Annotated in this window: 11 protein-coding genes and 2 pseudogenes; 9 read left to right on the top strand and 4 right to left on the bottom strand. The window is 56.8% G+C overall.

Annotated elements, in window-relative coordinates; all coding sequences use genetic code 11:
- The first annotated feature begins 29 nt into the window (after nucleotides 1–29).
- The 4 genes from PSV40_RS09955 (at nucleotide 30) to PSV40_RS09940 (ending at nucleotide 5,136) form a co-directional block, all read left to right on the top strand.
- Nucleotides 30–1,295 carry a CaiB/BaiF CoA-transferase family protein gene (locus PSV40_RS09955; protein ID WP_300536991.1) on the top strand — a complete coding sequence of 422 codons (1,266 nt, stop codon included), beginning with the start codon at nucleotides 30–32 and terminating at the stop codon, nucleotides 1,293–1,295.
- 7 nt (nucleotides 1,296–1,302) lie between these two features.
- Entirely contained in the window at nucleotides 1,303–2,667 is a 1,365-nt protein-coding gene (gene gorA / locus PSV40_RS09950) for a glutathione-disulfide reductase (protein ID WP_300536989.1), read from the top strand.
- Nucleotides 2,668–2,722: 55 nt separating this feature from the next.
- Nucleotides 2,723–3,688, top strand: coding sequence for a tripartite tricarboxylate transporter substrate-binding protein (locus tag PSV40_RS09945; RefSeq protein ID WP_300536987.1), 966 nt, complete (start codon nucleotides 2,723–2,725; stop codon nucleotides 3,686–3,688).
- A gap of 266 nt (nucleotides 3,689–3,954) precedes the next feature.
- On the top strand, nucleotides 3,955–5,136 hold the full coding sequence (locus tag PSV40_RS09940; protein WP_300536985.1) for an aminotransferase class V-fold PLP-dependent enzyme: 1,182 nt from the start codon (nucleotides 3,955–3,957) through the stop codon (nucleotides 5,134–5,136).
- Nucleotides 5,137–5,787: 651 nt separating this feature from the next.
- Here the strand turns inward: PSV40_RS09940 and PSV40_RS09935 are convergent.
- Nucleotides 5,788–6,462 (bottom strand): annotated as a pseudogene (locus tag PSV40_RS09935) (glutathione S-transferase family protein); the annotation flags it as partial.
- A 17-nt stretch (nucleotides 6,463–6,479) separates the two neighbouring features.
- Nucleotides 6,480–6,896: a DoxX family protein gene (locus tag PSV40_RS09930; protein ID WP_300536983.1), complete on the bottom strand. Its 417-nt coding sequence runs from the start codon at nucleotides 6,894–6,896 to the stop codon at nucleotides 6,480–6,482.
- 78 nt (nucleotides 6,897–6,974) lie between these two features.
- Between PSV40_RS09930 and PSV40_RS09925 the strand changes: the two genes are divergently transcribed.
- Nucleotides 6,975–7,859: a LysR family transcriptional regulator gene (locus tag PSV40_RS09925; protein ID WP_300536981.1), complete on the top strand. Its 885-nt coding sequence runs from the start codon at nucleotides 6,975–6,977 to the stop codon at nucleotides 7,857–7,859.
- Nucleotides 7,860–8,118: 259 nt separating this feature from the next.
- On the opposite strand, the pseudogene PSV40_RS09920 reads toward PSV40_RS09925, so the two are convergent.
- Nucleotides 8,119–8,796 (bottom strand): annotated as a pseudogene (locus PSV40_RS09920) (IS256 family transposase); the annotation flags it as partial.
- 74 nt (nucleotides 8,797–8,870) lie between these two features.
- On the opposite strand from PSV40_RS09920, the gene PSV40_RS09915 reads away from it, so the two are divergent.
- The 4 genes from PSV40_RS09915 to PSV40_RS09900 all read left to right on the top strand — a co-directional run bounded on the left by PSV40_RS09915 (nucleotide 8,871) and on the right by PSV40_RS09900 (nucleotide 11,815).
- Complete coding sequence (locus tag PSV40_RS09915; RefSeq protein WP_300536980.1) at nucleotides 8,871–9,359, top strand: DMT family transporter; 489 nt, start codon at nucleotides 8,871–8,873, stop codon at nucleotides 9,357–9,359.
- 95 nt (nucleotides 9,360–9,454) lie between these two features.
- Nucleotides 9,455–10,030, top strand: coding sequence for a TetR/AcrR family transcriptional regulator (locus tag PSV40_RS09910; protein ID WP_300536978.1), 576 nt, complete (start codon nucleotides 9,455–9,457; stop codon nucleotides 10,028–10,030).
- Between the two features lie 91 nt (nucleotides 10,031–10,121).
- A complete protein-coding gene (locus PSV40_RS09905; RefSeq protein WP_300536976.1) occupies nucleotides 10,122–10,892 on the top strand; it encodes an MBL fold metallo-hydrolase in 771 nt (256 codons plus the stop codon).
- 125 nt (nucleotides 10,893–11,017) lie between these two features.
- The gene (locus PSV40_RS09900; RefSeq protein WP_300536974.1) at nucleotides 11,018–11,815 is read left to right on the top strand and encodes an alpha/beta fold hydrolase; all 798 of its coding nucleotides are present in this window, start codon (nucleotides 11,018–11,020) and stop codon (nucleotides 11,813–11,815) included.
- Between the two features lie 89 nt (nucleotides 11,816–11,904).
- Here PSV40_RS09900 and PSV40_RS09895 read toward each other — a convergent pair whose 3' ends face one another.
- A complete protein-coding gene (locus PSV40_RS09895) occupies nucleotides 11,905–12,885 on the bottom strand; it encodes a helix-turn-helix domain-containing protein (RefSeq protein ID WP_300536973.1) in 981 nt (326 codons plus the stop codon).
- Between the last annotated feature and the right edge of the window lie 164 nt (nucleotides 12,886–13,049).

Below are 13,049 nucleotides of genomic sequence, written 5' to 3'. Positions count from 1 at the left end.
CCATGAATCAAACCTCAAAGGCGCCAGCCATGCTCAGCGGCTATCGCGTCCTGGACATCACCCAAATCGTTGCAGGCCCGACCTGCACCCGGATCCTTGCCGAAATGGGTGCCGAGGTGGTCAAACTGGAGCTGGCCCCCTTCGGCGACCGCACCCGCATTGGCGGCCTGAAGCCGTCCAAAGCGGAATACAAGCGCTCGTCGCAGAGCACCTACTATTTCCAGCACAACCACTCCAAGAAAAGCCTGGCCCTGGACTTCAAGAGCGAGCAAGCACGGGAGATCATCAAGGCCATGATCCCGAAGTTCGATGTGCTGGTGGAGAACTTCACACCCGGAGTCATGGAGCGTGCGGGCTTGAGCTACGACGTCCTCAAAAAACTCAATCCGCGGCTGGTGATGTGCTCGATTTCGTTGGCCGGCCAAAAAGGCGTGCTCGCCCAGCAACCGGGCTACGACTATGTTGCCCAGGCTTATGCGGGCGTCACCGACTTGGTCGGCGAACCCGACGGTGAGCCGGCCCTGATCACCATGGCGATCGGCGATACCGCCACCGGTGTCACCGCGGCGATGTCGGTCGGCTTCGCATTGCTCCACCGCGAGCGCACCGGTGAAGGGCAATTCATCGAAACCTCCCTTCTGGACAACTACTTCCACATGCACGAGGTGGCGGTTCCTCGCGTTAGCCTTCGAAAGAACTACACGCCCAAGCGCACGGGCTCTCAGCACCCGGACGGGGGGCCGACGGGTATCTTTCGTTGTGGCGACGGCAAATTCCTGACCCTTGCAACGCTGCCGCATCAGTGGGAACTGTTCGTTGCTGCGCTCGAAATGCCGGACATGCTGCAAGACGAGCGGTTTGCGACGGCTGCCTTACGCCGAGACAACAATGCCGCGTTGAAGGAAATCCTCGAAGGCTGGCTTGCCAAATTTCCGACGCGCCAGGAAGCGCTGGCCGTCCTGGAGAAAAAACGTATCCCATGTGCGCCTGTGCTGACCCTGAATGAGGCGATGGAGCATCCCCATCTGCGCGAGCGCGGCGTGGTGCGGCGGGTCCACGACCAATTCATCGGTGACTTCGATGTGCCGGGGCTGCCTGCCAAATTTTCGGCCTGGCCCGACCGCACCGACCTCAAAGCCGACCTGCTTGGCGAACACAACGAGGAAATTCTCAAGAACCTGGCCGGATTGACGGATGCCCAGATTGCAGCCCTGTACGATCAGAAGGTGCTGGTGCGCGATCCATTGCTGGGCCCCGCGGCCAGGGTCGGCAGGCCTGAAGTGGCCCTGGTTTAGTCCAGCCATGCAGGATTTCGACGTTGACCTCTTCGTCATAGGCGGCGGCTCAGGTGGCGTGCGCGCGGCGCGTGTGGCTGCGGGACACGGCGCAAGGGTAGCCCTTGCCGAGGAATATCGCGTGGGCGGAACCTGCGTGATCCGCGGCTGCGTCCCCAAGAAGCTTCTGGTGCTTGCCAGCCGTTTTCCGGGCGAGTTGTCTGATTCGCAAGGATTTGGCTGGCGGGGGATGGCGCACCAGCTCAACTGGCCAGCACTCTCCGAAGGGATTGAGTCCGAAGTCTCGCGCCTTGAAGGTTTGTACAGAAAAGGCCTGTCGTCGTCGGGCGTTCACATCTATGATGAACGCGCTGTTCTGACCGGTCCTCATAGTGTCCAGCTTGTCCGTTCGGACACGACTGTCAAGGCCCGCCACATACTGATTGCCACGGGTGGAGCACCGCGCACGCCGGCTGACCTGGTGGGCGGCCACCACACCATCACCTCCAACGAAGTGTTTGCGCTGAAAGCCCTACCTAACCGCGTCCTGGTCCTGGGCGGCGGGTATATCGCCGTGGAATTCGCGGGAATTTTCGCAGGTCTGGGCTCGACAACGACGTTGTTGCACCGTGGTGAACGGCTGCTGCGGGGTTTTGACCACGAGCTTCAATCCGGCCTGGCTGACGCCTATCGGCGGTCGGGTATCCATCTGGCGCTGGGTGTGACGATAGCCTCCATCGAGAAAACCAACGAGGGCTTTGTTGTTCTTGATTCGGCAGGCGGCCGCTATGTGGTCGACGTGGTGCTGAGCGCAACAGGACGGCTCCCAAACACAGCGACTCTCGGCCTGGAGGGAGTGGGTGTAGAGACCGGCGAAAACGGCGCCATTTTGGTGGACGCTGGCTTCAGAACCAGCATTCCTTCCATCTTCGCCGTTGGAGATGTAACGGACCGGCTCAATCTCACCCCTGTTGCTATCCGCGAAGGACACGCTCTGGCAGACGCGCTGTTCGGCACGCCAGCGGACACCGCACTGGACTACGAGAGCGCGCCCACTGCTGTTTTCTCCACCCCCGAGTTAGGCACGGCGGGCCTGACTGAAGAAGCGGCGCGCCATAAGCATCTCCACCTGCAGGTTTTCAAGACAGACTTTCGTCCCATGCGGGCCACACTTGCCAACAGTTCTGAACGAATCCGAATGAAAGTCCTGGTCGACGGCGCAACAGACCTGGTTGTGGGACTTCATATTCTCGGACGCGAGGCAGCTGAGCTCATCCAGCTCGCGGCCGTGGCACTTCAAATGGGCGTCACTAAGCGACAGCTTGATAGCACCCTCGCAGTCCATCCCACTATGGCAGAGGAGCTGGTAACTATGCGCACACCCATCCACTGACGATCACCCCAACAGAGATCCCCTCACGATCCACCTTACCCAGGAGACATTCCCGATGAAAAAATTGCTAATTTCCCTTTTCGCTGCCGGCACAAGCATTCTCGCCGCGGCCCAGGCCTTCCCCGAGAAGCCCGTTACCCTGATCGTTCCCTTTGCCGCAGGGGGGCCGACCGATGTGGTGGCGCGCCATCTGGCCATTGCCATGGCCAAGTCGTTGGGACAACCGGTGATTGTCGAAAACCGCGCCAGCACTGGAGGCATTGTCGGCACTGAAATGGCTATCCGTGCCGAGCCGAACGGCTACACCCTGCTGATTCACAACATCGGAATGTCTACTTTGCCCGCCTTGTCTAAGAAGCTTCGTTTTGACCCTACCAAAGACTTTGAGTACGTCGGGCAGGTGGCTGACGTACCCATGATCCTGGTAGCCCGGCGTGACTTCGCGCCCACCGGATTCAAAGAGTTGCAAACCTATATCGGAGTCAATCAGAAAAAAATCAATCTTGCAAACGCTGGCGTCGGCACAGCATCTCACCTGTGCGGTCTTTTATTGATGAGCCAGCTACAGGTGCCCATGACCACGATTCCGTACAAAGGCGCGGCGCCAGCAATGGTGGATATCCAGGGCGGGCAGGTAGATCTCCTGTGCGATCAAGCTACCACAACGCTCCAGCCCATCATCACAGGTCGCGTCAAGCCCTACGGTACGACCACACGCAGTCGGTTGAAAAATATGCCTGAGCTTGCGACCCTGAGCGAACAGGGTTTGAACGACTTCGAGGTGAGCGTCTGGCACGGAGTCTATGCACCCAAGAAAACACCAAGTTCCGTGATGGTTGTATTGGTGAAAGCGCTGCAGGATAGCCTCGAAGACCCAGCCTTCAAGGACAGCATGCAGAAGCTCGGCGCTATACCGGCGTCGCGTTCCCGCGCCACGCCTAAAGGACTGGAGACCCAATTGAAATCTGAGATGGCTAAGTGGAGTCCATTAATCAAACAAGCCGAAGCGTTTATCGACTGACTGCAACAAAGAAAGTGGCGTCCGAAAAACCAGCAACCGATTGGTGGCAGCTGACGAAGTGACAAGGCTCAAATCAAGGTCAAAGGCATCTGGAAAGGGTTGCCAAATGGGTGCTAACTAATTGAATCCATGCACATGGCTGCGCCACCATCAAGATGGTGACCGTTGACTGCAAAAAATCTATGCGATCTTTGTCGCAGCCCAACGGTTGACGGTTGCAAGGTGACAAAGATTCATCTCGAATTCTATTATCAAGGGAAGCAGCTTTGAATCACTCACCTGCACCAGTTGTCGCTGACGACGAAGCGTATTGGTCCACAGTGCGCACGCAGTATGCCGTGTCGCCCGACTTCGTCAACCTTGAGAACGGGTTTTTCGGCGTGCAACCGATACCTGTGCACGAGGCGTTCAAGCGCTACGAGACAGAGGTAAATAGGGAGAACTCCTATTTTCTGCGTGTGCGCTATTCAAAATATTTGACAGCAGTTTTGGATGCGCTCGCGTTGTTTACTGGTGCTGAAGTTGGCGAGCTTCTCATTACGCGAAACTTGACAGAGTCGATGAATATCCTGATCCAGGGCTATCCATTTAGTGCCGGCGATGGCGTGCTGCTTGCTGAGCACGACTACGACAGCGTCATCGAAACATTGGAAATGGTCGCGGCGCGCAAAGCACTCGCGCTTACGCGCCTGTGTTTACCCCTCGATCCCCACAGTGACGAGCAGATCGTCGGGCTCTATGAGCAAGCGATCACCCCGCAAACTCGCGTTTTGCTGGTTACCCACGTGGTTCATCGGAGTGGCCAGATCATGCCCGTCGCGAAAATCGTCGCCATGGCGCGTCGCCATGGAATTGATGTGATGGTGGATGCGGCCCATTCATTCGCGCAACTCGACTACAAGATAGCAAATTTGGGTGCCGACTTCGTCGGCGTCAACTTGCACAAATGGCTGGGCGCTCCCTTGGGAGTTGGCTTGCTCTACATCCGCAAGGGTCGTGTCGCCGATATCGCGCCGCTATTCGGCGATGCGCAGCGAAACGCCAACGACATCAATAAACTTGGCCACTTCGGAAGTATCCCGCCCGCGCCGATTCTGGCAATCAGAGATGCGCTGGACTTCCATCATTCCATTGGCTCGAGCAACAAGGAAGCACGCCTGAGGTATTTGAGTCAGTATTGGTTGGCCCAAGTGCGTACTACGCCCAGAGTTCAGATATTGACACCAAGATCACCCGAGCGCTCATGTGCCATAGCCGCCTTTTCCATCATGGGCATCGCAGCACAGCAAGTAGCCGAGCGCCTGATGACCGAGCATCACATTTTTACGGTGGTCCGCGACATTGCTGGGCGCAAGGGTGTACGCGTGACGCCGCATCTCTTCACGACCACAGCCCAGTTGGACTTGCTGGTCTCAGCAATCAGGTACATGGCGGCTGTTGGCGGTTGAGAGCTGACCGGGCGTGTGCCCAAGTGGTGGTGGTGACGGCCAAGGCGCCGTATTAATCGAATAAGGAGCTCACCCTTCGAGCTGAATGCACTAACCGACCACTAACTGCCTCAAAGCGGACATCATCGACGTTGTTGAATTCCATCGATCTCTGACCCGGGATTGGAGTGAAACCCATGGGCGAGACCACCGGGGGTTCACTCCTTTCCTGTTCTGGCAGTGATACCTTTTGACTTAATTGCTCCAGCACCCGGCCCGCAGCTGTTCGTAATCCACGGATGTCGTTCGGCGAACGGGTTTCTGAGATCCGGACGCTGCCTGGTGGTTATCTCCACTCACATCGCATCGAAGATTTCGAATGCGGAAAGGCGGTCACCGAAGTCCCGACTGATGCGGCCAAGCAGCTCAACCGCCGCACACGGAGACACAAGTGCGACTAGGCGCACCAGGCAGAGAGAGTCTTGGACTTACGGCATAAACCAGTCCAAGTATTTATCCACACCCCTTCTGCGCTAAGTGGGTCAGATTTCGACGGAATTCAACAGAGCTGGATCAGGATGTACTTGACGACGTGACTGTGCGCCCAGGTCATGAATGCGCGGCTGGTAAATTTGGGACCGTTGTCTGTGCGCACGGCTCGCGGGTAGTGGCCTGAGTCATCCGGCGCGAGAGCTCGGACTTGCGCCGTATCAGAAAATCACGCAGCAATTCCGGATAATCTGCGCGAACAGCCTTTCGCACCGAGTCGCGTTGCTGCAGGGCTATGCGCCAGGCCCTCACGCGGGGCGTGTGCGTAAAGATGCCGAAGTCGTCGATGGTGTCGAATACATCGAAGTAACGGAACACCGGCGAAAAAGCCGCGTCCACCATGCAGAATGACTCGCCAGCAAAGTACGGCCCGTGCTGCTCAGCGGAGCTTTGTTCAGCTTCAATCTGCGTAAACTTGGCGCGCAAGTCGCCCACCTTGGCTGCAAGGGTTCGCTCGTCGGGCGCGCCGTACATTGCACCAATCGCATTGAGTGTGGCCGAAGCAAACTCCATCCATGCGCGGTGCTGCGCCCGCGCAAGCGGGTCTTGCGAGTGCATGCGGTGCGGCGTGATTTCTTCTAGGTACTCGCAAATCACGGTGGATTCAAAGATAGGCATGCCATCCACCAGTAGCACCGGCGTCTTACCCAAGGGCGAGACCTTCAGAAACCATTCGGGTTTATTGGCCAGATCAACGTCGATGCGCTCATATGGAATGACTTTTTCCTCCAGCACGATGACGACGCGCTGCACGTAGGGGCACAGCGGATGGCTAATTAGAGTGAATCTGGAAGTCATGTTCGAACTCCTTGCCACTATGGGGCAAAACGGTTGCTGACACGAACAGCCAGAGCGCCATCGCCCAAAAGCCACAGTGCGACCGAGGCAATGCTAAGGAACACCGGATATTCCCACCCGCCGTTGGGGCTGGTATGAACCCAACCATTGCCAAAGTGCACCGAAGCAGCGACGGCCATGACGGGAACGAGCGCCATGGAAATCTGCCGCGCATACATGCCCAGTACCAGTGCAATGCCGCCAAGCAATTCGACGGCGAACACTGGATAGGCAAGAAAGCCCGGAAAACCTTCGCTTTGAAAGAACTGCGCTGTCCCGGGCAGTGTGAACACCAAGAGCTTCAGTAAGGCGTGGGCGATCCACATAACGCCGAGGCTGACGCGTATCAGCGTAATCCCATAGGCGGTGGACGATTTGAGAGGGATCGAGGTCATTGCGTTTTTCCATTGAAGTTGCGATGTAAGTAATGTAGGATTTCCCATGCGCAATGAAAATAGGCATAAACGCAAACTATGAATGCAAAAACGCAATACAAACTTTCTTCCCCTGACCTGGAGGCCGTGCTGACCCTCACCCGCACGGGAACGCTTGCACAGGCTGGCGAACGCTTAGGGTTAGATGCGTCGACCGTTTTCCGAACCTTGCAGCGCATCGAAAAGGGCTTAGGTCAACGGCTATTCGAGCGCTCCCGCACGGGGTACCAGGCATCGGAGTTGGCGCAGGAGCTGGCAACGCTGGCCGAACAGATGGAAGTGCAGTTAGAGACGGCACGGTCACTGGCGCAGATGAAACCTGAGCAGGTTTCCGGTTCGGTGCGCATCACCACGACGGACACCATCCTGCACGGACTGGTGGCGCCGGCGCTTAAACCCTTGAACAAGCAACACCCGTTACTATCGTTTGAACTGCATGCCGGCAACGAATTGGCGAGTCTGACGCGGCGTGATGCGGACATTGCCATCCGCGCTACCCGCCGCCCTCCGCAGCATCTGGTGGGTAAGCATGTGGGGCCTATACGTGTTGCCCTCTACGCAGCCCGCAAGTCATCCCTGCGCACCTTTAATGCCGACGTCGCTTCAGACGCCAGTTGGATCGCACCGGACGACGTCTTACCCGATCACCCGTCGGTGGTGTGGCGCAAGAAGCACTACCCCAAAGTAATACCGTCCTATCGCGTCAATAGCATTCTCACGGTGGCGGAGTTGGTGGGGCAGGGTCTGGGCATCGGTCTGTTGCCCGTGTTTCTAGCAAACGAACGAGCAGACTTGCGACAGCTCACCGAAGTTCTCGATGAGTGCCAGACAGAACTCTGGCTGCTCACGCACACGGAGTCACGGCACCTGCGGCGCGTTTCAACAGTATTCAGCCATTTTGCGCAGGCCTTAGAGCTCAAATAGATTGGTTTTGTCGCGTAAAAGGCTTTTTTGACCGGCGCAGCTTCCATCGACCAACCTCTAACAAAGGCCGCAGGATGCGTTGCTGCCGAGTTCAGTGAACACCACTGGCGAACGGCTGAACCGGACATTCAGGGGACTCGCTTTGAAAGGTAGGCAGCGCAAGGAATGCTAGCGACGCTTTAGCACTGTCTCAACTTTCTGGGCACAAGCTGTCCGCGATTGTGAAGGTGTCCCGAATTTTGTGTAAACGGGGCGAGCGTTAAGTCTTGGGCATTCTCTCCTCGAACTGGATGGTAAACCGGGTCAATGCAGCTTTCCAGTCTCTGAGCGGCATCGTCCATTTTTTACTGATGTTGGCCAGCGCCAGGTAGAACAATTTCAGCAACGCATCATCGCTGGGAAACGATCCCCGATTCTTGGTGATCTTGCGCAAGCTCATGTTCACCGACTCGATGGCATTGGTGGTGAAAATGATGCGCCGTATCTCTGGCGGGTAATCAAAGAACGGCGTGATGCGCGCCCAGTTGCTGCGCCAGGATTTGACGATGGTCGGATAGTCCGCACCCCACTTTTCATCGAACTCACCCAGCCGGATGTGGGCCTCATCCACGGTGGAGGCGGCATAGATGGTTTTCAGGTCAGTAGCAATGACCTTGCGCAGTTTCCAGCTCACGTAGTTCAGGCTGTGGCGCACCATATGCACCAGGCACAGCTGGACCGCCGTCTTGGGGTAAACCGCTTCAATGGCATCAGGCAATCCCTTCAAACCATCCACGCAGGCGATGAAGATGTCCTGCACGCCCCGGTTCTTGAGTTCGGTGACCACCTGCAGCCAGAACTTGGCACCCTCGGTCTGGGCGATCCACAGGCCCAGGATTTCCTTCTCGCCCGCCATGCTGATACCCAGCGCCAGGTACACGGCTTTGGCGCGGACCGCCCGCCGTCTTTCAACGAGAAGGTCTGGTTCTGTCGAGACTGCCGTGGCTGGCCCTTGCATTTGGCGGCGTCATTTTGACGTCGCAGGTTCATGCGAGCCAAGAGGCGGGGGCGGGGAGCACCTGGATTGGTGCACTCCTGGCATGCACTGCGGCGTTACTGTATGCCGTAGCCACGCTGGTGACCCGTCAGCTCAAGCACCTTCCTCCTGCACAAATAGCTGTCTTCCAGATGCTTGTCGGCGTGCTGATCCTCCTGCCGATGACCATCAGCTCGTTGGAGCCGATAGGTTGGAAGTCCCTGGCGGCGCTTGGCACCCTTGGCCTCGTCCACACCGCGTTCATGTACACCGTCATGTACGCTGCGTTTCAACGTCTCTCGGCCCAGTCCATCGCCGCACTGTCGTTCATCTACCCGATTGTTGCTGTGCTGGTCGATCTTGTTTATTTCAAGGTATTGCTGAGCGAATGGCAATGGATAGGCATGGGTGCAATCATGCTGGCAGTCATTGCGGACCAACGGAAGTGGCAAATTTCAGCGCTCTGGAATCGGGCCGCTGCATGACCCCTATGTCCCATTTCTGCCTGCCAGCGAGTGCAGTTTCAGTCATCTTCCCCCGAGTATTGCAATTACGGACCAATTGGTCCATAATTAACATCATGTCACGTCCACAAGAGTTCGATACACAAGCAGCCCTCGGCCAAGCCATGCTCGTGTTCTGGCGCAAAGGGTATGAAGCGACATCGCTTGCAGATCTTCTTCAAGCCACCGGATTGAGCAAGAGTAGCCTGTATGCCACATTCAACAGCAAACGAGACCTGTTCTTGGCTGCGTTTGACGACTATCGGCGAGCACGGGCGAAGGACATGTTCAAGATGCTGAGCGACGACCCCGCTCGGGCCGCAATCGAGAAGTTCTTTCACATGGTTATCTCTGACGCGTGGACGTGCAATGGCGAGGGGTGCATGACCATCAATCAAGCGGTTGAGATGGCACCCACTGACGTTGGGGTTGCAAGCCGTGTTCGCGAAGATATTGTGGGGATGGAGAAGGCATTTGCCAAAACAATTGAGCGAGGACAGAGAGAAGGCTCCATCACCTCGTCGATGCCGGCGCTCGATCTGGCAAGACTTTTCGTCGTCGCGTTTCCAGGCCTTCAAGTCATGGTTCGAGCTGGATGCGAAGTAGCCGATATTGAAGCCCGACTAACAGCACTGCTGGCAGTTCTCGACTGAGGGGCCATCCAACAAGACCTCTTTTTTTACCCATTATGGACCGATCAGTCCTTAACTATGCAAGACCTACAGACAACCGGAGCCAAGACAAATGAAGATCACACAAATTCGCAGCGCCACACTCATTATTGAGTACGCAGAAAGGAAGTTTCTTGTGGACCCCATGTTGGCGCCGAAAGACACTTACCCGGGATTCCCAGGCACCCCAAACAACCATCTCAGGAATCCGACGGTTGAGCTTGTGACGCCGATGGCGGACATTCTTGCGGTTGATGCCGTCATCGTGACGCATACCCATCCGGATCACTGGGACCATGCCGCACAGGCCCTGATTCCCAAGACGCTGCCCGTTTTTGTTCAGGACGCGTCAGATGCTGAGATTGTCCAATTCGCTGGCTTCAATGACGTTCGCATACTCGGTGAAGCTTCGAGTTTCGAAGGCATTGCGCTCACAAAGACCCAAGGTCAACATGGCTCTGATGTAACTCTCGCTGCGATCGGCGCCCTACTTGGAGAGGTGTCTGGCGTCATCTTCAAGCATCCCGATGAAAAGACGGTCTACCTGGCTGGAGACACAGTCTGGAATGACTACGTGAAAGGGAACCTAGTCAAGTACTTGCCCGACGTGGTGATCCTAAACAGCGGCGACGCGCAATTTCTTGGTCACGGTCCCATCATCATGAACAAGGAAGATGCGCTTTCAGTGCACCGGGCCGCTCCAAATGCAACGCTGGTTGCCACTCACATGGAAGCAGTCAACCATGCCCTACTGAAGCGCACAGAGTTGCGCGCATTTGCCGCAGAGCATGGCATGGCCCACTGCTTGCACGTTCCTGAGGATGGGGAGGCTGTCACCATCTAATCCGACCAATTCTTGCGCTCTCGGGGGAAGGCGAAGAACGTCTTCACTCATGCCGCTAACCCCGAGGTCGCAAACCAACTGACCAGGGCGGTTGTACGAAATGCTAAATCAATGAACTCCACACCATGAAAATCAATGTCGACCGCTCGGTCATCCACTATATCGATCAGGGACAAGGCGCCCCCACCCTGCTCCTCCACGGGAACCCCGACTCCTCAGAGGTATGGGGTGGCGTGATTCCTACGCTCGCTGGCCACGTCCGCTGTATTGCGCCGGACTTACCCGGCTTCGGCTTGTCCACCGCGCCCGTAGATTTTGACTATTCGCTCGACGGGATGGCAGCTTTTGTGGACCGTTTCGTCACCGCGCTCGGCATTACCGAACCACTGAATCTGGTCGTTCACGATATCGGTGGCCCGTTCGGACTCGCGTGGGTCGTGAAGCACCCCGAAAAGGTAAAAAGCGTCGTCGTGATGAACACGGTTTTCCACGCGGACTACCGTTGGCACCTGTTCGGTCGACTCTGGAGGACGCCGGTCATCGGTGAAATTGTCCAGGCTCTCACCAGCCGCGGCGGCTTCACGCGGGAGCTCAGGCGTGCATCGCGCAAGCTCTCGCGCGACCAGATCAATCGTACCTACGACCTGATCACGCCATCGGTGAAAAAAAATATGTTGCGCTGGTACCGAGCTGCAAATCCCCGGAACTTCGCAGGATGGGAGGAGAAGCTGCAAAAAATTCTTGCAAACAAGCACTCCATCGTCCTTTGGGCCGAGCATGATCCGTACATCCAGGGTCACTATGCCAATCGCTTTGGCACCCAAAGGGTCGAACGCTTTGCGGACACCGGCCATTGGCTGCCCGCCGAAATCCCCGTCGCTGTGGCCTCCAGGATGCTTCGCTTTTACAAGGACGTCTTCTGACGCGAAGCGAAGCGGAGCATTCGGCTGGTAAACCTATTGAACAGTCAGCTGCTAAAAAATCAGGCGGCAAGTAGCTTTACGCGCCGCAGTCATGAAGTCAAACCTGACGCCCTATAGTGACTTGGGTTGGCTCCCGCCACCTTCCGCATAAGGCGTCTGAGTGCTGTGGCACCTTCATAACCCACCTGTTCAGCAACTGCTTCGATGGTCATCTTGCTGGATTCGATGAGCATCCGAGCCCTGTTCATTCGAACACAATGCACTAACGCCATCGTACTTTTACCCGTTGCTTCACGCACCCGCCTTGAGAGCGTTCTTTGCGACATTGCGAACTCTCGCGCCAGCGTCTCAACGCTTGGTGGATTTGGCAAGGCCGATTCGATTCTCATTACAAGGCGCGTGATCAATTCATTCCCGTTGGAAAGCATGGCTGGCACCATAAAAGGGGTTTGGGCTTGCCGTCCATCGATCAGTAGGACGCGTCCCACTGCGTCAGCTAGTGCAACGCCAAACTGAACCCGTAGCAGGTGGAGCATCAAATCAGTTTGCGCAAATGCAGCGCCCGCCGTGTTTAGAAGACCGTCGGTGCAAACCATTCTGTCGGAGTCAACAATGCAACTCGGCTCCAACTTTCGCAGTTCCGTAGCCAGCCACCAGGATGTGGTTACCCGACGCCCGGACAACAGCCCCGCGGCTTGGAGTAAAAATACTGCGGAACAGGAAGCTGCGACACGCCCACCCCGCGCAGCATGCGCGGCAACGGCCTGAATTACGCGCCGCGCATCTTCCCGCGCCAACCCTGCTGCAAGGGCATCGGCATCGTCAATTCCCAATCCTGGGACGATCCAGGTTGCCATGTCGAGGTGATGCCGCTTTGGCAAGGCTTTGGTTTCTAAGTGCATTCCAGCGCTCAACGGCACGGCACCGCCAGATGCCGACAAAACGCGCCAAGTTGGACTGGCCATCTTCAAGCGCGGCGCCAACACAGATGCAGCACGCAAGATATCCAGCGTGGCTGCCACGCTGGCCGCGAAAGTCCCGGGTAGGACCACTATGGTGAAATCGGTCATTGTCTGAAATAGCCCTAAATATGTCTTTTTGGACACTGTAAGTCTAGCCGCTAGGGGCATCTAATTTAAGCATTCATCATCACGGAGCCCTTCATGCCCAACATACTCGTCAAAATCCCCACAGGCGCATTTCCCGACGCGGCCAGTGGAACTCCTATCCGCAG

Origin of the sequence: Polaromonas sp. (genome assembly GCF_029945925.1) — a bacterium.
In the GTDB taxonomy this organism is placed as follows: domain Bacteria; phylum Pseudomonadota; class Gammaproteobacteria; order Burkholderiales; family Burkholderiaceae_C; genus Polaromonas.
This window is presented reverse-complemented; position numbering and strand designations above follow the sequence as displayed.

What these genes read in the sequence shown, in the direction of transcription:
- gorA (WP_300536989.1), top strand. Translation starts at nt 1,303, where the DNA reads ATGCAGGATTTCGACGTTGACCTCTTCGTCATAGGCGGCGGCTCAGGT.
- PSV40_RS09925 (WP_300536981.1), top strand. Translation starts at nt 6,975, where the DNA reads ATGAATGCAAAAACGCAATACAAACTTTCTTCCCCTGACCTGGAGGCC.
- PSV40_RS09900 (WP_300536974.1), top strand. Translation starts at nt 11,018, where the DNA reads ATGAAAATCAATGTCGACCGCTCGGTCATCCACTATATCGATCAGGGA.
- PSV40_RS09910 (WP_300536978.1), top strand. Translation starts at nt 9,455, where the DNA reads ATGTCACGTCCACAAGAGTTCGATACACAAGCAGCCCTCGGCCAAGCC.
- PSV40_RS09955 (WP_300536991.1), top strand. Translation starts at nt 30, where the DNA reads ATGCTCAGCGGCTATCGCGTCCTGGACATCACCCAAATCGTTGCAGGC.
- PSV40_RS09895 (WP_300536973.1), bottom strand. Translation starts at nt 12,885, where the DNA reads ATGACCGATTTCACCATAGTGGTCCTACCCGGGACTTTCGCGGCCAGC.
- PSV40_RS09930 (WP_300536983.1), bottom strand. Translation starts at nt 6,896, where the DNA reads ATGACCTCGATCCCTCTCAAATCGTCCACCGCCTATGGGATTACGCTG.
- PSV40_RS09945 (WP_300536987.1), top strand. Translation starts at nt 2,723, where the DNA reads ATGAAAAAATTGCTAATTTCCCTTTTCGCTGCCGGCACAAGCATTCTC.
- PSV40_RS09905 (WP_300536976.1), top strand. Translation starts at nt 10,122, where the DNA reads ATGAAGATCACACAAATTCGCAGCGCCACACTCATTATTGAGTACGCA.